The sequence below is a fragment of the Agrobacterium bohemicum genome (genome assembly GCF_002896715.1).
Taxonomy (GTDB): Bacteria; Pseudomonadota; Alphaproteobacteria; order Rhizobiales; family Rhizobiaceae; genus Agrobacterium; species Agrobacterium bohemicum.
In genome coordinates this window covers 66,626-85,287 of the sequence record NZ_PGEL01000020.1, presented here as the reverse complement: position 1 = coordinate 85,287, position 18,662 = coordinate 66,626, and the positions used below count along the sequence as shown (strand labels likewise).

The following is an 18,662-nucleotide window of genomic DNA, read 5'->3' as shown; positions in this document are numbered from 1 at the left end:
TTTGCTTAGTCGTCGGCGCTGCCGCATCCAGACGTCTTGTAACGCATGTTATAGATATGGCGACGCAAGCCATAGGACCCTTTCGAAANGCCGTAGCAGGAATGGCCGCGCGCGCAACTCTTCCAGCTTCACTTGCCTTGCAGTTTCCATCGCCGCCGCGAAGCGTTCGGATATGGAATTTGCAAAGCCTTCATCGATAACTTCTATGTCCACCTCAAAGTTCAATCTCAATGAGCGGGGATCGAGATTGGACGAGCCGACATAGGACCAGCGGTCATCGATCACCAGCAGCTTCGAGTGATTGAAAGGGCCTGTCGCCCGCCAGATCCGACAATAGCTTTTCAGCATCTGGTCGAATTGCGCCGTCATTGCGTGGTCGACAAGGGTCAGATTGTTGTTTGCGGGCACGATAATATCGACCTGCACCCCGCGTCTGGCAGCCGTCGTCAGTGCTGAAATCAGCTCTCTGTCTGGCAGGAAATAGGGGGACATGATGCGGATGGACGACCGTGCGATGGAAAACGCCCCCATCAGCATTTTATGGCTGGTTTCGATGCTGTTGTCCGGCCCGGATGGCACCACGCGGCCAAGTACCGGAGAGCCGGGGTCACCTTCGGGTAGCGTAACATCCCAGACAGGGCCATCCAGCAACTCACGCGTCGTAAATCGCCAGTCTTCGGCGGCAACTGTGAAAAGGTCGGCAACGAGCGGGCCGGTTACCCTGAAATGCGTATCGCGTGAGTGTCTGTCGCCGGAAAACTCCTGCGTAAAGCCTTCGCGAATATTCATGCCACCGGTAAAGGCTGTTCGGCCATCGACAACCAAAATCTTGCGGTGTGTGCGCAAGTTCGCGTAGGGCAAGCGCAGGCCGACGATAACATTGCCATTGAAGACGGCCGCCTTGATGCCAACCTTTTTGAGGGCCGGCAGGATGCTGGGAACAGAGTAGCGGGCTCCGACTGCATCGACCAGCACGCGTACCTCGACACCGCGGTTTTGCGCGTCTGACAAAGCCTCCACGAAGCGCTGTCCGATCATGTCCTGATCGAAGATATAGGTCTCCAGAACAATGGATCGCTTGGCATTGGATATGGCCTCAACCATCGCCGTGTAAGCTTCGTCGCCAGAGGATAGTGGCTCAATGGTGTTTCCTGTGGTCAAGGCATTGCGTGTCACCCGATCGCCTACGTTTTTCATGGCTAGGAAACGACGGCCGAACCGGGCGATCACCAGATCATCATCGGTATCGAAAAGGGCGACGCGGTCCATGATGGTTCCGTGCATCAAAGAGCGCTGTTGGCCAAGAGAACTGCGGCGGATACGGTTTATACCGGCAACGGCATAGATTGCGGCACCCACGAAAGGCGAAAGCAGAATGACACCGACCCAACCCAGTGCAGTGCGCACTTCCTGTTTGGTCATGGTCGCGTGGATAGCAGCACTTGCTCCCATGATAATCGACAGTGTCGCCAGTATATGCGGCCAATAAGTGGTAAAGAGATCAAACATATAGAGAATATAATGGAGTTCCAGCGTGCCGCAAGCCGCTTCCTTTATAGCCCAGGTAGCGATGTATTAAGGCTTTGTAAGCTATAACAGGCGCCAAGAATTTTTGATGAAGCCGATGACACGATGGACGCTTGCCGGGAAATCTCTGCCGAAAATAGCCTTTTGATCCCAAGTCGCCAGACTTGTATTCAAACCGGAAATATTTTACCACCGTGTCACTTCCTGCAAACCGGTGAAACGCCATGCGTTTGAGACATATTGCGCTTCTTGCCTGCACCGCATTTATGCTCGCAGGCTGCAACGATACGCTCGAGACAGTCGAGCGTGATGTTTCGCATGTCAAGAACAAGGTTGATTACCCGCTTTCCGCGTCCATTCTGGCTGAGATGGACAAGAAGAATATGGATCGCAATGCGCCGATCATGATCCGTATTTNCAAGGAAGAGGGTAAGCTCGAAATCTGGAAGGCCAAGCGCGACAATCGCTTCGATGTCATCGCGTCTTATGACATCTGTGCATGGTCTGGAAAGCTGGGCCCAAAGGTCAAGGAAGGCGATCGGCAGGCGCCCGAGGGTTTCTATAATCTGACGCCGGGGCATCTGAACCCGAATTCCAACTACTACCTTGCCATCAACACCGGCTTTCCCAACCGTTATGATCAGGCCAACGGCCGCAGCGGCACCAATCTGATGATCCATGGTGCATGCTCGTCGTCGGGTTGCTACTCGATGACCGACGCGCAGGTGCTGGAGATTTACGGCTTTGCGCGCGATGCCTTTAAGGGCGGTCAAAAGACGGTGCAGCTTCAGGCGCTGCCGTTCCGCATGTCGGCGGAAANCATGGCACGCCACCGTAAAAGCGAGCATTCTGAATTCTGGAAGATGCTGAAGGTTGGCTACGACAATTTCGAAGTCACCAAGCGCCCACCAGAGGTCAATGTCTGCGAAAAGAAATACGTCTTCAATCAGCAGGCTGAAGGCGGTCAGTTCAATGCTGGCGCTGCATGTCCGAAANTGAGTACGCCGCCGGCGCTTGCCAGCGCGCTTCAAAGCTACGCCAAGACCTATGATGTCGCTTATGCCAAGGCGACCAATAAGCTGGATGGAATGGTCTGGTACGACCCAAGCGAAGCCGAGCGCAAAGCGCTGGTTGCGGCAAAGCGCAAGGGCCGTGAGCCTGCCTATGCGCCGACAGGGTCTGCTCTCAAGGCTGGCAAGCTGATGAAGGAAACCGAATTTGCCGCCCTGATGGAAAAGAAGGCGGCCAAGGGTATTTCCGGACAGGCAGCGACGGCCATGGCATCTGCATCGAACCCCGGCGCGACGACTGCGGCGACGGTTGGAACGCAACAACCGGCTGCTGCCCGTGTAGCGCCGACGGTTATGGTCGTGGCAGCGCCGGTGGCTCCCAACCAGCAACAGACTGCCGCCGCACAGAGCATTCCTGTTCCAGCGCTTAACCCGCTGGCCTTCTCCGCGCCACCACAGCCTGACGATGCCCAGAAGAAACCGTTCTGGAAGTTCTGGGCCAAGCAATGACCTTGCCCGTCGCCGATATCTACGATCTGAGGGGGCTGAAATGCCCCCTTCCTGTTTNGAAAAGTCGCAAGAAATTATCGAGCATGAAAGCGGGCGAGGAACTCTGGGTCGAAACCACCGACCCTCTGGCCTTCATCGATATTTCGCACATGTGCAGACAGGACGGACATGTTCTGCTGTCAGCCGTCGCAACGGACACTGGGCACAAGTTTCATATTCGCAAAGTGTAATGCGTTCTCAGACGCCGCGTTTATTGCCCCACAGCAACACGTGTAGTTGCGGCAGCACGCGAACATTAAACCAGTGATCGGCGCTGACCTTATCCACCAGCCATAACATTCGGTTCATCACGCCGTCGATATCAACGACAGCATCGTCATCATCCGGTGGCGGAGGCGTATGGTTGCCTGGCTGGAGATAGACCGGCAAATCGGGAAAGCGCGCGGCGGCATTCTTCGCATAGGCGTAATCCGCATCGTCAAAAATCACGACCTTCAGAGCAATATGCGGACCTTTCCCTGCTGCCGCAAGACAGCTTTCAAAGGCTTCCCAGTCCGTCTGCATCCCGCTGGACGGTGGCTTGGGGCTGAGGATAAGGTAGTCGAGATCGGCAAACCAGCGCTTGGCAATGCTGCCTTGAGTTTCCAGCGCGAAACGATAGCCCTCGGCATGCCCTTTATCGATCAATCCGCCCAGCGGCTGTATGGCTGGATTGCCGCCGGACAGGGACACGGTCAGAGGCTTGCCGCCCGAGAGCGCTGTGACATCCTGCCAGATGGCATCGACGGACATCGGCTTCCAGTCATCGCGATATTGGCTGTCCACCGCGTGGAGCGTATCGCACCACGAGCAGCGATAGTCGCAGCCCCCGGTACGCACGAAAACCGTGGGAACGCCGATCAGCAGACCCTCACCCTGAATGGTCGGACCGAAGATTTCGCTGATGCGGATGGGTATGTCCTTCGTGCTGCTCATGGCTGGCGCAGGGNCCGATATTCGGCCCATGTCTTCGCCGTCTCGCTGACACGGACCGCGCTGGTTTCTGGCAGACGTTCCTTGCACCAGTCATAGAAATGCTTGGCAAGACGTTCAGCCGTGACCATGTCGTGTCCCAGCACATCATTGAGGTGCCGATGGTCGAAGCGATCATCGATGTAGTGCTTCAGCGGCGATAGCTCCTGATAGTCGCGCACAAAGCCGTGCTCGTTCAACGTCTCGCCGGAAAGCTCGACTTCAACGATATAATTATGACCATGTAGCCGCGCGCATTGATGATCTGCGGGAAGTCCCGTCAACTGGTGCGATGCCGAGAAATGGAATTCCTTGGTGATGCGAAACATCAGTTCACCTCCTGCGCAGCGTAGGCGCTGGTGGCTGCAAGCCAGAAGTCCGGGTCTTCATAGTCCGTGGGGTCGTTGACCCCTGCCAGATGAAACGCCTCGCGGCGCTCCACGCAGGTACCGCAGCGTCCACAGTGGCGCATTCCACCCTTGTAGCAGGACCATGTTTCGGCAAAGGGCGTATCGTGGCTGGCACCATCAGTCACGATGTCGGCTTTGGAGCCCGCGACATAGGGGGCATAGAGTTTGACGCTGGCATAACCATCCAGAGCGTGGCGCTGCATATCGTTGAAACTGTCTATGAAACCTGGTCGGCAGTCGGGATAGATGAAGTGATCACCACCATGAACGGCAATGGCCACGGCATCCGCCTGCTGTGCGGCGGCCAGCCCGAATGCGATCGTCAGCATGATGGCGTTGCGGTTCGGCACGACGGTCGAGCGCATCGTTTCTTCCGCATAATGGCCATCCGGCACCGCGACATCATCTGTCAGTGCTGACCCTGTCAGATGTGCACCGATAGTCCTGATATCGATAATGTGGTGCGGCACCGCAAGGCGGCTTGCACAGAGGGCTGCAAAGTCCAGTTCCTTCTTGTGGCGCTGGCCGTAATCGAAGGAGACCAGAGCAACGAGTTCGTTTTCGGCTGCAATTTTATGCGCAAGCGAAACGGAGTCCAATCCGCCGGAGCAGATGACGATGGTTTNCATATTTTGGATCCCTTGTTTTGACCGGGTGGGCTGCGACCGGATTACGGTTGCGGCTTCTAACGCAAGTCGGGACCATTGTGAAGGGGCGCGGGCACATTAGGCCGCGCCTTCGCAGAAGGTGATATGTGTTACTCCACGATTACCGAAAGTGCGGTGCCGGTGTAGACTGGTCGCACCTTCACACCATCGGTTTCAATCGAGGCAAAAGAGCCGTTGATGCTGTTCGCCGTCAAAACCTCGATTTTCGAACCCGAAGCCGGAGTTTGGCCGCCGAAGGTCAACTTTAAGACCGCACCCTTGATCGCAGCTTTGCCTTTGATGTGAAGCGGACCATTTTTCGCATCGACAAGAAGAATGCCACCCGTCTGGCTATAGTCTCCATCGATATTGATGCCTTGCTGCGCGGCAAGATGCAGGGTGCCGCCGGAAACCAAGACGCTGCCGGTGCCAAGTGCCGTGCTCGAAGCTGCGACGAGCATCCCATCCCTTATCGCGGTACCGCCGGAGTAGCTGTTTGCGCCGACGAGTTCCAGAACACCGCTACCCGCTTTTGCAAGACGNCCCGGTCCGGAAATGTCGTTTGCCCAGCGGTCACGCGCATTGAATCCGCCAGCGGCAGCATCCATCGTCACAGTCACATCGCCGTCGAAGGCGCCGTAACCTGCTGCGGCCGCAACGAGATTGATCCGGCCCCAGCCCTGGCTGTCATCCAGCAGGGNATAGCCGGATTCGATACCGGTGGAGAAGAGGACCGCACGTCGTTGTGAGGCATCGAGATAGGGCAGGCGGGTTTCAAGCAACACCTCGGCACCGTCAGGCACCACCATCGCAGCGCGTGGTGCAGCCATGTCCCTGCTGAACGAATAGGTCATGCGCGTGCGGAAATCAGCTCTGTTCGTCGCCGCGTCGGCAAAGCGGTCGGTAGACTTGTCTGCGCTATGGGCAAAAGCCTGCAATGTCTGTCCCTGTGGTAAGCGTCGGGTCAAATAGGCCTGTACCTCTTCATGCGCCGCCCTCTTCGCATCGGCTACCTTGGGGTCTTGCAGGACGGCAGCAGCTATGGCCGTGGCGGTGATCCGTCCGCCGATTACATCGAGCGGCGAGTGCATGCCCGCCACGATCCGTGTGTCGCCAAGCTCCGATGCTTTTGTCAGCAGTTCCGAGAAGCGCTCGGGCACGGCGTAAGCATAGGCGATAGCGGCAAGATAGGCTGCATTGGTGTGGCCACTTGGAAAGCCGCCATCCTTGCCGCGGCCGCGATTTTCACGCGCATATCTCAAGGCGGGCACGGTGACATCTGGCTCGGTTTCGTAACGTTCAAATGTCTTGTCGCCAATGGTTTCGGTGCCGGTTTCGATAACTTCGCCCTTCGCGCTCATGCGCCAGGGACGTGGCGTCGAATAGAAATATTTCGATGGCGAGGTCGAGCCTTCGGGACCACGCATCAATTTCATGAAGGCAACAAAGTCCTTTAATTCGGAATCCGACGAGCCTGAGTCTGTACCCTTGTCGTCCTCTCGCTTGGTGATGACGTCATTGACGTTGAAGTCTTCAAGCGTGTGGTTGATGGTCGTGGTTGCGCCAGCGCCTTCGCGGTACCATGCCGCCAATGGTCCCAGACCTTCGATCACGCTATAACCCTGCGAGCGACGGTCGTTCAAATAGGCATTGAGAGCGTCAGCATCAGTGCGGTTCCTGCCGGTGACGGACAGAACATAGCGCATGTTCTCAGTCCAGATGTCTGGATTGAGGATTTTGACCTTGCTGTAATCCGTCGGGCCATCGCCGTTGGCGCCGCCACCCGCCCATTTTTCATCACCCAGCGTCCAGATGCGTTTAAAGCCGGAGAGAATTTCGATGACCGGATTGTCTTTGTCATCATAAGCATTGACGGCTTCACCCTTGGCATTCTTGCTGGTCTGGTTGTGATAGTTTTGCGTAACGGGTAACGGATATGGGGCGGGCGGGNCCGGTACTCCGATCTTGAAGCCAATGCCCGAGGGTTCCGGTGTATCGAAAGCCTGCGCATGTGAGGTCATGCCAAATGCTGTCAGAGATGCCAGCAGGGTGGAGCGGAGCAATGGAAANCGAGCGCCCGGATTGGTCATGGCAGCATCCTCATTCATTTTGGTGCAAAAGTGAGTTTGTGAAAAAGACGGCGTCAACGGTCGGCAAAATGCCCCTCGTCCATGACAATTTGATTACAGTCAGCGACGAATAAAGCGCTTGGAGGCTTATTGGGGAGAGCCGTCTTCTTCCCATTGCACGCAGATGGATGCGCCCTGCGATGATGGTGTGGCGGACTGGCTGACGGTTGCTCGTAGGCTTTGCGCCATGGCGGTGATCAGTCGTGTACCGAGCCCGGTTCCCTTCGGCGAGGTGGCTCCATCGATGCCGATGCCATCGTCTTCAACGATAAGTCGAACGATGTTGTCGTGTGTTTNCAATGAAATACGAATGTCGCCCGCGCCGCCGGGATAGGCGTATTTCAGCGCATTGGTGGTCAGTTCGGTGACGATAACCCCCAATGCGACGGCCTGATCCGGAGAGGCCTTTATGGTATCCATGTCCGTCGAAATGCGCAGTTTTTCGCTGTCGCGCGCGGATCGGGCAAGGTCGTGAATGATGGACGAAAGATAGGAATCGAGTTCGACTTCCCCGACATTATAGGCTGTGTACAAACTGCGATGGACGCCAGCAATCGCGGAAATCCGGCTTTGTGTTTCGAGGAGGGCGGTGCGGGCTTCCTCGGTTGCCACGGCATTCAACTGCATGCGGATCATGGCAGAGACAAGCGACAGGCTGTTGGCGATCCGGTGGTTCATCTCCTTTGCCATCAGCTCTGCGCGTTCTTTTGCCTGCAACAATTGCCGCTCGGCCTCTTCTTTTTCCCGCCGAAGCTGGAAATTGTCGAGGGCCTGCTGGATAGAATTGAGCAAANGCGGAAAGAAGTCGTCGCCAACATTCTTGATAACGTAATCGGCAGCACCCGCCTTCAGAGCGTCGATGGCGACCTGCGCTTCGCTAGCGCCGGTCACATAGAGAACGGGTATGTTTCGATGCGCTTCGCCGATGCCGGATAAAAACTGCAGACCGGTACCATTTNGAAANTAATGATCGAGAACCACCGCATCGAAGCTGTTCGCCTTGAATTCTTCAAGACCTACAGCCACGGAGGCGGCGTGAACCACCGTCATGTCATGCCGACCAAGCACGCGCTGCGCAAGCTTTGCGAGCGTTGGGTCGTCATCAACATAAAGTATTCGCAACGTCATTAAGCTTTCATGGAACCTGTATTACGGAAANGAAAAGGCCAAGGTTTCGAATGGCCGTAGCAAAACCCTCATAGTCCACCGGCTTGGTAATATAAACATTTGCGCCGAGATCGTAGCATTTCTGGATCTCGGTTTCGTCGTCGGTTGTCGTCAATACCACAACTGGAAGACGTTTTGTGTATTCATTGCTCTTGATCTGTTCGAGAATCTTTATGCCTGAGGTGTCCGGCAGATTGAGGTCCAGCAAGATCAAGAGATAGCGGTCTTTGCTGACAAGCCCGTCCCGCTCAGGTCCGAGGATGAAATCCAGAGCCTTGTGACCAAGGGTGAAAGGAACGATTTCATTGTTGACGCCGGCACGACGCACGTTCTTTTCTATCAGGCGCGCATGGCCTTCGTCGTCTTCGATCATGACGATCGTGACTTCTTGTCCTGTTGCTTTCATACGTCGTTCCCTCGTGTGATTTTCCGCAGATCGGTCGGCAGTGTCAGGTGAAAGGTGCTTCCTTTCCCAAGTTCAGACGCAACCGTAATATCTCCACCTAGATTCCTGATGAGCGACCGCACATGGGCAAGACCTATGCCTTCGCCCTGCTGGTCCTGTTCTCCCGCGCGGCGGAACAGTTCAAAAATACGCTCCAGATCATCTGCGGCAATGCCGCGTCCGTTATCGCTGACATCGACGCGTACGATGCCACGTCCTTGCGGCAGAATACGGGCGGTCAGTTCCAGCGGTCTTCCCGGCATCTGGTACTTGACGGCATTGTCGAAGAGATTGCCGAGGATCTGGTCGAGCGAGATACGGTCGGTAATGATCGTGAAACTCTGAACATCGAGATCGATCTTGCCATCGACAGCGCTGACCTGATGCTGGACGCTGGCGCCAGCCGTCATGAGGAGGTCCTTGAGATCGACTTTTTCGGCCTGCAGCTTCCGGCGTCCGTCACGCGAGATTTTGAGAATGGCGTTGATCAGCTGGTCCATCTTGCGGGTCGAAGACCGAATGAAGCGCATGGCCTCGGGCAAATCTTCTTCCACTGCCAGCTTGGCCTCACGCACTTCGTTTTCGGACAGGGGCTTGCCGTCCGCCAGTACGAAAGCCTGCACAGGTTTCAGCGATGTGTCGAACTCCGACAAGAACCCCATGATATTGACGAGAGGCGCACGCAAATCATGGGTTACGATATAGGCAAACTTCTGGATTTCCTGATTGGCGCGGACAAGATCTCTGGTGCGCTCGTCAACGCGTTCTTCCAGCCCCTTGTTCAGCTCGTCCACCTCTTCGCGAGACCGCATGAGCTCTTGAATATATTTCCCGATCAGTGCCAGCGCGCCACCCAGCACCGCCAAGATAGCAATCGCACCGCAAATCGTAACCCAGCGCAGATTTTCCGCAGCCGATAGCTGGTCGGCCACGATGATGCGCAACCGGCTGTCGGTTGTTTCCTGATAGCGAGCGAGCGTGTCGCGTATCTCTCGCATATAGGTAAGGCCGGTATCGCTACGCACAAGTTCGATTGCTTCTGGTGCACGATTGTCGTTCATCAACTGAACGGCGCGACCGAGTTCGGCCATCTTGGCATCGAGATTGGATTGCAGCTTTGGCAGGTCGGCGACATATTCCGGGCGGCTGCCAATGCGCTCAACCAGCTGTAGCTTGATGTCACCGAGCGCTTTCAGTGCTTCCCGGTAGGGAACCAGATAACGCTCGTCGCTGGTCAGAAGGTAACCACGCTGTCCGGTTTCGGCATCCTGAATAGTGGTTAGGACGTCGAGGATCGATGCCCTTAAACGGCGCAGCTCAGCTGTTTCCTGCGAATATTTGTTGTTTGCCTGGACGAGCCAAAGGGAGGTCGCAACCATGCCAAGAAGCACTGCGATACCCAAACCGAACATGATCATTGTTCGACGAACGAACGAAGATAGTTTCGCCACCCCAGACCCCGTAGCTTTTAAGTTATTTCGTAAGTACTCGAGCATCACGGCTATATGCAAGATGTTGTGGTGTTATTGGTTAAGTTGTTCACTTTAATCGCAGAAAGCGCTGAAGACGCGAGGCGATCCGCGCGAACCGTAGCGCTCGGTATCGGCCAAGAAAAAGCCCACCGGCATGTCACTGGTGGGCTTCCTTATTTTGCTGCTGGCTTTTTTTAAAGGCTGCGACCGATGTCGAGGAATTTTTGACGTCGTTCAGCGCGCAATTGGCTGCCAGACAGCGGAACGAGTTCTTTCATCGCCGCTTCAATAGTCTTGCCGGTCGCCTCGATCACCGTTGCCGGGTCGCGATGCGCACCGCCGAGAGGTTCCGGAATGATCGCATCGATAACGCCAAGTGACTTAAGATCGTCGGAGGTGATGCGCATATTGGTGGCTGCTTCCTTGGCGCGTGTCGAATCGCGCCACAGAATGGAAGCCGCACCTTCCGGTGAGATCACAGAGTAAATGGCATGTTCCAGCATGTAGACGCGGTTGCCGGTGGCGATAGCGATAGCGCCGCCTGAACCGCCCTCACCGATCACGACGGATATAATCGGAACCTTGGCATTGAGGCACATTTCCGTCGAACGGGCGATAGCTTCCGCCTGGCCACGTTCTTCGGCTCCGACGCCGGGATAGNCGCCAGCGGTGTCGATCAGTGTAATAACGGGCAGCGAGAAACGATCGGCCAGTTCCAGAACGCGGATCGCCTTGCGGTATCCTTCTGGACGCGGACTGCCGAAATTGTGCTTCAGGCGCGACTTGGTATCGCTACCCTTTNCCTGGCCGATGATGGCGACAGGCTGTCCGTTGAACCGGCCGAGACCCGCCTGGATTGCAGCATCTTCGGCAAACTTGCGGTCGCCAGCCAGCGGTGTGAAGTCTGTGAACAGCTGTTTGGCATAATCAACGAAATGCGGACGCTGCGGGTGACGCGCGACCTGCGTTTTTNGCCAGGCGTTCAGCTTGGAGTAAATGTCCTGCATCGAGTCCCTGACGCGGGATTCAAGACGCGAAATCTCCTCCGAGGTATCTATGCTCTCGTCTTCGGCGGCGAGCTTCTTTAGCTCCAGAATCTTGCCTTCAAGGTCCGAGATAGGTTTTTCGAAGTCGAGGTAGTTGTGCATGAGATCCGTTTCCGATCGTTTTGCGCAAGGTTTGACCGGGTGGTCCCGGCGGTTCCGATCGCTCTATTCAAGGTTTTTGGCCTGTTTGGCAAGAGGGTGGTGCGTTTGTACCAGCTCTTGAAGCCTTTCTTCCAGCACATGTGTATAGATTTGTGTCGTGGAAATGTCCGAATGACCAAGCAGTTCCTGCACCGCACGCAGGTCGGCACCATTTTGTAACAGGTGGCTGGCAAAGGCATGACGCATGATGTGCGGTGAAATTGCCGAAGGTGAAAGACCCGCCCTGATCGCGATATCTTTCAGGTCGCGGGCAAAAACCTGACGCGGCAGATGTCCTTCCTTGCCATTGGAAGGAAACAACCATGGGCTTTCTGACTGCCCCCGGACGAGCGCTTTTCTGGCTTTGTCATAGGTCTCCATAGCTTCCATGGCGGCCCGCGAAAGCAGAACCATCCGGTCCTTGTTGCCCTTGCCACGGATCATCAGGAAGCGGCCTTCATGGCGTAAAACCGTGGCCGGAAGCGAAACCAGTTCGCTGACACGCATGCCGGTGGCGTAGAGGAGCTCCAGCAACAGATGCATTCGGATGCGGGCAACTTGCCCGGCCCCTTCCGTTTCGGCTTCCGTCTGCGCCTGTGCCAGAAGCTTCGTGACATCTGACACGCTCATGATTTTGGGAAGGGAGCGACCTTTTTTCGGTGCGTCCAGTATGCCGGTGGGGTCGTCGCCTCGCAGCCCTTCGGTGTAGAGAAACTTGTAGAATTGGCGTGTTGAGGACAGGCGCCGCGCTTGCGAGGACGCTGCAAATCCTTGCGTTGAGAGATGCCCAAGATAGGCTGAAAGGTCTTCCGTCGTCGCCTCCGATATCGCGGTATTGCGTTCTCGCAGGAAGTCCGTCAGGTCGGTCAGATCGCGCTCATAGGACGACAGTGTGTTTNCCGCAGCGCCGCGTTCGGCGCTCATCATTTCCAGAAAACTTTCCAGCCTTGCGGCGTCCTGACCAGCCATCGATGCGCTTTCGTTAGATCAGGGGGTGGGGTTCAGACGCTCGGAGGGAATGCGCACGGTGACCTCCCGCTCTCTCGGCTGGACCAGCGACACGAGCGAAACCATGCTGCCATAAATGATACCCGCAATGGCCGCCAGGACAAAGATGAAGCGAAAAAGGGTTGGCATGGAAACTCCGGTACACGTCTCAGGTCTTATATGAGACGCGCTTGAAGCAAGGACAAGGCTGCTGCTTTAAACGTAAGGCGCGTCTTTCGGGCGATTCTCTTTCTATAAGCCGCAATTTGGCTTGACGCTTCGTAAACATTTGCAGATACCGATCCCAAACGGGCCATCATTCATGAGTGAAACCAACACAAATTTTCATCCTGGATTGGGTGAAAAAACGATCGGTGAAAGAGCGCGGGCAAAGCTTGGACGACGAAACCTCGTTTTCGTGGGATTGATGGGTGCGGGCAAGTCCGCAATCGGCAGGCTGGTCGCGCAACACCTTAAAATTCCTTTTGTTGATACGGATATCGAAATCGAGCGCGTATCGCGCATGACGATTCCAGAGCTTTTCGCGTCCTATGGCGAAGACGAGTTTCGCGCGCTGGAAAAGCGGGTGATCAAGCGCCTGCTTCGCGGCGGACCGAAGGTGGTCTCCACAGGCGGCGGCGCCTTCGTGAACGAAAGCACACGTCGGCACATTAAGCGTGGCGGTCTCTCCATGTGGCTGAAAGCCGACATCGAGGTGCTGTGGGAGCGCGTCAACAAGCGCGACAACCGTCCTTTGCTGAAAACCGAGAACCCGAAGGCGACGTTGATGGAACTGATGGAGCGTCGTCATCCGATTTATGAAGAAGCCGACATAACGATCGAGTCACGCGATGTCCGCAAGGAAATCATCGTGAACGAGGTACTCGAAGCCATCGTTGGTGCGGAACAGAAGGCCTGATCTTATGACATCTCTTCCCAGCCAGACCGAAGAACACCTCGTCCATGTGCCGCTTGGTGATCGTGCCTATGATATTCTGATCGGCCCCGGTCTGGTGGCGCGTGCCGGCGGTGAGATTTCCTCCCGTCTCAAGGGCAAGCGCGCCGCCATCATAACAGATGAGCATGTGGCACCTCTTTACCTAGAAGCCCTGATGGACGGCCTTCAGACCGACGGTATCGAGGCTGTGTCTCTCACCCTTCCTGCCGGTGAAAAGACCAAGAGCTTCGAACATCTGATGACGGTTTGCGACACCGTTCTGGCTGCCCGCGTAGAGCGTAACGATGCCGTGATTGCGCTGGGTGGCGGTGTGATTGGCGATCTCGCAGGCTTTGCGGCGGGGATCGTGCGCCGCGGTGTTCGCTTTGTGCAGATACCGACATCGCTTCTAGCACAGGTGGATTCATCCGTCGGCGGCAAGACCGGCATCAACTCGCGATACGGCAAAAATCTTCTCGGCGTTTTTCACCAGGCCGATCTCGTTCTGGCAGATACCGCAGTGCTGGATACTTTGAGCCCACGCGAATTTCGTGCCGGTTATGCTGAAGTCGTCAAATACGGACTTATCGACAAGCCGGAGTTTTTCGAGTGGCTGGAAAACAATTGGCCGGATGTCGTCAAGGGCGGCCCTGCCCGTATCAAAGCCATTGCCACCAGTTGTCAGGCGAAAGCGGATGTGGTCGTCGCGGACGAGAAAGAGCATGGTGTTCGTGCGCTTCTCAATCTTGGCCACACATTCGGTCACGCGCTGGAAGCAGCAACGGAATATGACAGCAAGCGTCTGGTGCATGGCGAAGGCGTGGCTATCGGCATGGTGTTGGCGCACCAGTTTTCAGCCCGCCTCAATCTAGCGAGCCCAGATGATGCCGCCCGTGTCGAGGCGCATCTGAGGGCCGTGGGCCTGCCGACGACGATGAAAGACATTCCCGGCGAATTGCCACCGGTGGAAACATTGATGGCGGCGATTGCGCAGGACAAGAAGGTAAAGGGCGGCAAACTTACCTTCATCCTGACCCACGGCATCGGGCAATCATTCGTCGCCGATGACGTTGCCTCCTCCGAGGTGCAGTCCTTCCTGACCGAAAAACACCCCGGCTAACTGGATCAGGTCAGAAACGTGTGGCTTCGCCCGGTGCTGCGACATCTATTGCGAGCGCGTGAAGTCCGGCATCCAGTTCCGGCTTCAACAGGGCATTGATCGCGCGGTGACGATCCACTCGTGACTTGCCGGAAAAGCTTTCCGACACTATCTGAACACGCATGTGCGTCTCATCCGTTCCGGTCATGTCGGGCTGATGGCCAGCGTGTAAATGACTCTCGTCGATAACGTTCAACCTGACCGGTAAAANCGTCTCTTTGAGCTTGTTTTCAATGCTCTGGCGCAAGGACATCTGTTCGGTCTCCAAATCGTTATTGCCTCTGAAAAAGGGCTCTCTAAGAGCCTGTAACATTCCGATTTGTCAATTCTTGTCGTGCGCATTCTCGCGCACCATAATCAGGTTACCATGAAATTGGATTCGAAATATTTCGACCGTATTCGCACGCGTCGCAAANGGGAGCCGGAGCCGGAGATCAAAGCTCCAGCCTGCCAGTGGGACGGATGCGAAAAACCGGGCGTTCACCGCGCACCTGTCGGCCGTAACGCCGAGGGGCAGTTCTTCATGTTTTGTTTCGAGCATGTGAAAGACTATAACAAAGGCTATAATTATTTCTTGGGTCTCTCAGATAGCGAGATTGCCCGGTATCAGAAAGAAGCCATTACCGGCCACCGCCCAACATGGACGGTCGGGGTGAACAAGACCGCTGGCGACAGTCCGTTGCACTCCACATTGCGCTCGGGTTCTGCTGGCGCGACCAATGCGCGCATCCGTGATCCTTTCGGCTTTACAGGTCAGGGACGTAGCGGCGGCCCGCGTTATGCGCAGAGCCGCAAGCTGAAGACGCTGGAACAAAAAGCTTTCGATACGCTCGGACTTTCTGCAAATGCCAAGCAAGAAGAGATCAAAAAGAGCTATAAAGAGCTTGTCAAAAANCATCATCCTGATGCTAATGGTGGTGATCGTGGTTCGGAAGAGCGTTTTCGTGCTGTTATTCAAGCGTACCAATTGTTAAAGCAATCTGGTTTCTGCTAAGCCCTTTCCTGTGATCGCCTGATAGATATGTGGCCGGGTGGCTGCTACCNGCCTTGGAGACGTTATGAGCAAAATTGACCTGGATATTACCAACCTGCCGGATACGACTGTGTCTGTGCGCGATGTTTTCGGTATCGATGCGGACCTTCGTGTGCCCGCCTATTCGCAGGGCGACGCTTATGTGCCGGACCTAGACCCCGACTACCTGTTTGACCGTGACACCACGCTCGCCATTCTAGCCGGCTTTGCTCACAACCGACGCGTCATGGTGTCCGGCTTCCACGGCACCGGCAAATCTACCCATATCGAACAGGTGGCCGCGCGGCTGAACTGGCCTTGCGTGCGCGTCAATCTCGACAGCCACGTCAGCCGTATCGACCTCGTCGGCAAGGACGCCATCGTTCTGAAAGACGGCAAACAGGTCACGGAATTCAAGGACGGCATTCTGCCCTGGGCTTACCAGCACAATGTGGCATTGGTTTNCGATGAGTATGATGCCGGTCGCCCGGACGTGATGTTCGTTATTCAGCGTGTGCTGGAATCCTCCGGCCGTTTGACTTTGCTTGACCAGAGCCGCGTCATCCGCCCGCACCCTGCCTTCCGTATTTTCGCGACTGCCAATACGGTTGGTCTTGGTGATACGACCGGTCTTTACCATGGCACGCAGCAGATCAACCAGGCGCAGATGGACCGTTGGTCTGTCGTGACAACGCTGAACTATCTACCACACGAGCAGGAAGTTGCCATCGTCGTCGCCAAGGTGAAGAGCCTCGATAACGCCAAGGGCCGCGAAACAGCATCGAAGATGGTGCGTGTGGCCGACCTGACTCGTTCGGCCTTCGTCAACGGTGATCTCTCTACGGTCATGAGCCCGCGCACAGTCATCACCTGGGCAGAAAATGCCGATATCTTCGGCGATATCGCTTTTGCTTTCCGCGTTACCTTCCTCAACAAGTGCGATGAGCTTGAGCGGACGCTGGTGGCCGAACATTATCAGCGCGCATTCGGCGTTGAGTTGAAAGAAAGTGCTGCGAACATCGTTCTCAGCGCCTGATATTTTCCGGTTTTTCCGGAAGGCATCACNGACGCGTTGAAAAAGCCACCCTTTAGCCTTGGTGATAAGGGTGGCGTTCAGGATCGACAGGAAAGACAATGGCAGGCCGTGGCGACAATGTGAGACCCAAATCCGGGGCGGTAATCGATTCCGAACCTTTGCGTCAGGCCATCACAGGATGCGTGCGCTCCGTTGCAGGCGATGCGCAGGTCGAAGTCGTGTTCGCCAATGAGCGGCCGGGCCTTACCGGTGAGCGTATGCGCCTGCCGGAAATTTCCAGGAAGCCGACCGCACAGGAAATTGCTGTCACCCGTGGTCTGGGTGATTCCATGGCATTGCGGCTTGCCTGTCACAATAGCGATGTCCACGCCACCATGTCGCCTCAAGAGCCGGATGCCCGTCTCATCTTCGATGCGGTGGAACAGGCCCGCGTCGAATCCATCGGCGCACGGCGCATGGCCGGCATGGCGTCCAACATCCGGGCGATGAACACCGAGAAATATGCCAAGGCGAATTTCGTCAACATCGATACGCAGGAAGACGCACCGCTTTCCGAAGCGGTGGCGATGATGGTGCGCGAAAGGCTGACGGGTGAAAAGCCGCCCCAGAGTGCCGGCAAGGTTCTGGATTTGTGGCGTTCTTTCATCGAGGAAAAGGCATCTGCCGATCTTCAGGACCTGTCGAAGGTCATGGACGACCAAAAGGCATTTTCCAGGCTCGTCCGTAAGATGCTGACTTCCATGCAGATGGCGGAGGATTTTGGCGACGACGAGGATCAGGACGAAAGCCAGGAGACGGATTCCGAAGAAGATCAGCCTGCCAGCAACGAGACGCAGGAAGAGCAGATCGAGGAAGAGGCCGGTTCAGATGCCGCCCCTGCCGAAGAGAGCGAAGCTTCTCAGGAGCAGATGGAAGACGGCGAGATGGACGGCGCCGAGATGTCTGAAGACGAAATGTCCGACGATCTCGATGAGGACTCCGAAACTCCCGGCGAAACCCGCCGTCCCAACAGCCCTTTCGATGACTTCAATGAGAAGGTGGATTACCGCATCTTCACACAGGAGTTCGACGAAGAAATTTCGGCCGAGGAGCTTTGCGACGAAGCCGAACTGGACCGTCTCCGCGCCTTCCTCGACAAGCAGCTTGCTCACTTGCAGGGTGCGGTCGGACGCTTGGCCAACCGGCTGCAACGCCGCCTGATGGCGCAGCAGAACCGTTCCTGGGATTTCGATCTGGAGGAGGGATACCTCGACCCGGCACGTCTTGTGCGCCTCGTCATCGATCCGATGCAGCCATTGTCCTTCAAGAAGGAGCGTGACACCAAGTTCCGCGATACGGTCGTTTCGTTGGTCATCGATAATTCCGGCTCCATGCGCGGCCGCCCGATTACCGTTGCCGCCACCTGCGCCGATATTCTTGCGCGCACGCTGGAGCGTTCTGGCGTGAAGGTGGAGATTCTCGGCTTTACGACGAAGGCCTGGAAGGGTGGGCAATCGCGCGAGCAGTGGCTGGCCGGTGGCAAGCCACCATCTCCGGGGCGCCTCAATGATCTGCGCCACATCATCTACAAATCGGCAGACGCCCCATGGCGTCGCTCGCGCCGGAACCTCGGCCTGATGATGCGTGAAGGCCTGCTGAAAGAAAATATCGACGGTGAAGCGCTGATGTGGGCGCATAATCGCCTCATCAATCGTCCCGAACAGCGCAAGATCATGATGATGATCTCCGACGGTGCGCCGGTGGATGATTCCACGCTTTCGGTCAATCCCGGCAATTATCTGGAGCGGCATCTGCGCGCCGTCATCGAGCAGATCGAAACGAAGTCATCGGTCGAACTGCTTGCCATCGGCATCGGCCACGATGTGACGCGCTATTATCGTCGCGCCGTGACAATCGTGGACGCTGACGAACTGGCGGGCGCGATGACCGAACAACTGGCAGCCCTTTTCGAGGACACCAGCAGCGCGCCACGCCGTTCCGGCAGGGCACGCCGTGCCAGCTAGGCAGTTTTTTGCT

19 protein-coding genes are annotated in these 18,662 nt (G+C 56.2%); 7 read left to right on the top strand and 12 right to left on the bottom strand.

The genetic code is table 11. The annotated features are described in order from the left end of the window. Nucleotides 1-48: 48 nt before the first annotated feature. Complete coding sequence (locus CUC55_RS05740; RefSeq protein WP_103087233.1) at nt 49-1,509, bottom strand: phospholipase D-like domain-containing protein; 1,461 nt, start codon at nt 1,507-1,509, stop codon at nt 49-51. Nucleotides 1,510-1,751: 242 nt separating this feature from the next. On the opposite strand from CUC55_RS05740, the gene CUC55_RS05735 reads away from it, so the two are divergent. Beyond that, a complete protein-coding gene (locus tag CUC55_RS05735; RefSeq protein WP_103087232.1) occupies nt 1,752-3,047 on the top strand; it encodes a L,D-transpeptidase family protein in 1,296 nt (431 codons plus the stop codon). Continuing rightward, entirely contained in the window at nt 3,044-3,277 is a 234-nt protein-coding gene (locus CUC55_RS05730; RefSeq protein ID WP_103087231.1) for a sulfurtransferase TusA family protein, read from the top strand. Before CUC55_RS05735 ends, CUC55_RS05730 begins: the two co-directional genes overlap by 4 nt. A gap of 7 nt (nt 3,278-3,284) precedes the next feature. On the opposite strand, the gene queE is transcribed toward CUC55_RS05730, so the two are convergent. The 10 genes from queE to CUC55_RS05680 all read right to left on the bottom strand — a co-directional run bounded on the left by queE (nt 3,285) and on the right by CUC55_RS05680 (nt 12,652). Beyond that, complete coding sequence (queE, locus tag CUC55_RS05725) at nt 3,285-4,022, bottom strand: 7-carboxy-7-deazaguanine synthase QueE (RefSeq protein WP_067652194.1); 738 nt, start codon at nt 4,020-4,022, stop codon at nt 3,285-3,287. Next, the gene (gene queD, locus CUC55_RS05720; RefSeq protein WP_103087230.1) at nt 4,019-4,387 is read right to left on the bottom strand and encodes a 6-carboxytetrahydropterin synthase QueD; all 369 of its coding nucleotides are present in this window, start codon (nt 4,385-4,387) and stop codon (nt 4,019-4,021) included. The genes queE and queD overlap by 4 nt, the downstream gene beginning before the upstream one ends. Further along, nucleotides 4,387-5,097: a 7-cyano-7-deazaguanine synthase QueC gene (queC, locus tag CUC55_RS05715; protein ID WP_103087229.1), complete on the bottom strand. Its 711-nt coding sequence runs from the start codon at nt 5,095-5,097 to the stop codon at nt 4,387-4,389. The genes queD and queC overlap by 1 nt, the downstream gene beginning before the upstream one ends. Before the next feature lie 128 nt (nt 5,098-5,225). Next, nucleotides 5,226-6,542 carry a phosphatase PAP2 family protein gene (locus CUC55_RS05710; protein ID WP_425352757.1) on the bottom strand — a complete coding sequence of 439 codons (1,317 nt, stop codon included), beginning with the start codon at nt 6,540-6,542 and terminating at the stop codon, nt 5,226-5,228. Between the two features lie 789 nt (nt 6,543-7,331). After that, nucleotides 7,332-8,372: a response regulator gene (locus tag CUC55_RS05705; protein WP_103087228.1), complete on the bottom strand. Its 1,041-nt coding sequence runs from the start codon at nt 8,370-8,372 to the stop codon at nt 7,332-7,334. A gap of 7 nt (nt 8,373-8,379) precedes the next feature. Then, complete coding sequence (locus tag CUC55_RS05700; protein ID WP_103087227.1) at nt 8,380-8,817, bottom strand: response regulator; 438 nt, start codon at nt 8,815-8,817, stop codon at nt 8,380-8,382. Further along, nucleotides 8,814-10,268, bottom strand: a complete 1,455-nt coding sequence (locus CUC55_RS05695) for a sensor histidine kinase (protein ID WP_067652442.1) — start codon at nt 10,266-10,268, stop codon at nt 8,814-8,816. The genes CUC55_RS05700 and CUC55_RS05695 overlap by 4 nt, the downstream gene beginning before the upstream one ends. Nucleotides 10,269-10,522: 254 nt before the next feature. After that, nucleotides 10,523-11,476: an acetyl-CoA carboxylase carboxyltransferase subunit alpha gene (locus CUC55_RS05690; protein WP_103087226.1), complete on the bottom strand. Its 954-nt coding sequence runs from the start codon at nt 11,474-11,476 to the stop codon at nt 10,523-10,525. A 63-nt stretch (nt 11,477-11,539) separates the two neighbouring features. Further along, nucleotides 11,540-12,484 carry a site-specific tyrosine recombinase XerD gene (xerD, locus tag CUC55_RS05685; RefSeq protein WP_103087225.1) on the bottom strand — a complete coding sequence of 315 codons (945 nt, stop codon included), beginning with the start codon at nt 12,482-12,484 and terminating at the stop codon, nt 11,540-11,542. A gap of 18 nt (nt 12,485-12,502) precedes the next feature. Then, nucleotides 12,503-12,652, bottom strand: coding sequence for a hypothetical protein (locus CUC55_RS05680; protein ID WP_103087224.1), 150 nt, complete (start codon nt 12,650-12,652; stop codon nt 12,503-12,505). Nucleotides 12,653-12,824: 172 nt separating this feature from the next. On the opposite strand from CUC55_RS05680, the gene CUC55_RS05675 reads away from it, so the two are divergent. Both CUC55_RS05675 and aroB read left to right on the top strand, forming a co-directional pair. Further along, on the top strand, nt 12,825-13,421 hold the full coding sequence (locus CUC55_RS05675; protein ID WP_067652173.1) for a shikimate kinase: 597 nt from the start codon (nt 12,825-12,827) through the stop codon (nt 13,419-13,421). A 4-nt stretch (nt 13,422-13,425) separates the two neighbouring features. Next, a complete protein-coding gene (aroB, locus tag CUC55_RS05670) occupies nt 13,426-14,559 on the top strand; it encodes a 3-dehydroquinate synthase (protein ID WP_067652170.1) in 1,134 nt (377 codons plus the stop codon). A 10-nt stretch (nt 14,560-14,569) separates the two neighbouring features. Here the strand turns inward: aroB and CUC55_RS05665 are convergent, their stop codons facing one another. Continuing rightward, a complete protein-coding gene (locus CUC55_RS05665; RefSeq protein ID WP_103087223.1) occupies nt 14,570-14,851 on the bottom strand; it encodes a BolA family protein in 282 nt (93 codons plus the stop codon). Between the two features lie 114 nt (nt 14,852-14,965). On the opposite strand from CUC55_RS05665, the gene CUC55_RS05660 reads away from it, so the two are divergent. The 3 genes from CUC55_RS05660 to cobT all read left to right on the top strand — a co-directional run bounded on the left by CUC55_RS05660 (nt 14,966) and on the right by cobT (nt 18,649). After that, the gene (locus tag CUC55_RS05660; RefSeq protein WP_103087308.1) at nt 14,966-15,592 is read left to right on the top strand and encodes a J domain-containing protein; all 627 of its coding nucleotides are present in this window, start codon (nt 14,966-14,968) and stop codon (nt 15,590-15,592) included. Between the two features lie 64 nt (nt 15,593-15,656). Beyond that, the gene (cobS, locus tag CUC55_RS05655) at nt 15,657-16,646 is read left to right on the top strand and encodes a cobaltochelatase subunit CobS (RefSeq protein WP_103087222.1); all 990 of its coding nucleotides are present in this window, start codon (nt 15,657-15,659) and stop codon (nt 16,644-16,646) included. A gap of 98 nt (nt 16,647-16,744) precedes the next feature. Beyond that, on the top strand, nt 16,745-18,649 hold the full coding sequence (gene cobT, locus CUC55_RS05650; RefSeq protein ID WP_067652163.1) for a cobaltochelatase subunit CobT: 1,905 nt from the start codon (nt 16,745-16,747) through the stop codon (nt 18,647-18,649). Nucleotides 18,650-18,662 lie beyond the last annotated feature (13 nt).

What these genes read in the sequence shown, in the direction of transcription:
- queE (WP_067652194.1), bottom strand. Translation starts at nt 4,022, where the DNA reads ATGAGCAGCACGAAGGACATACCCATCCGCATCAGCGAAATCTTCGGT.
- CUC55_RS05695 (WP_067652442.1), bottom strand. Translation starts at nt 10,268, where the DNA reads ATGTTCGGTTTGGGTATCGCAGTGCTTCTTGGCATGGTTGCGACCTCC.
- CUC55_RS05680 (WP_103087224.1), bottom strand. Translation starts at nt 12,652, where the DNA reads ATGCCAACCCTTTTTCGCTTCATCTTTGTCCTGGCGGCCATTGCGGGT.
- CUC55_RS05675 (WP_067652173.1), top strand. Translation starts at nt 12,825, where the DNA reads ATGAGTGAAACCAACACAAATTTTCATCCTGGATTGGGTGAAAAAACG.
- aroB (WP_067652170.1), top strand. Translation starts at nt 13,426, where the DNA reads ATGACATCTCTTCCCAGCCAGACCGAAGAACACCTCGTCCATGTGCCG.
- cobT (WP_067652163.1), top strand. Translation starts at nt 16,745, where the DNA reads ATGGCAGGCCGTGGCGACAATGTGAGACCCAAATCCGGGGCGGTAATC.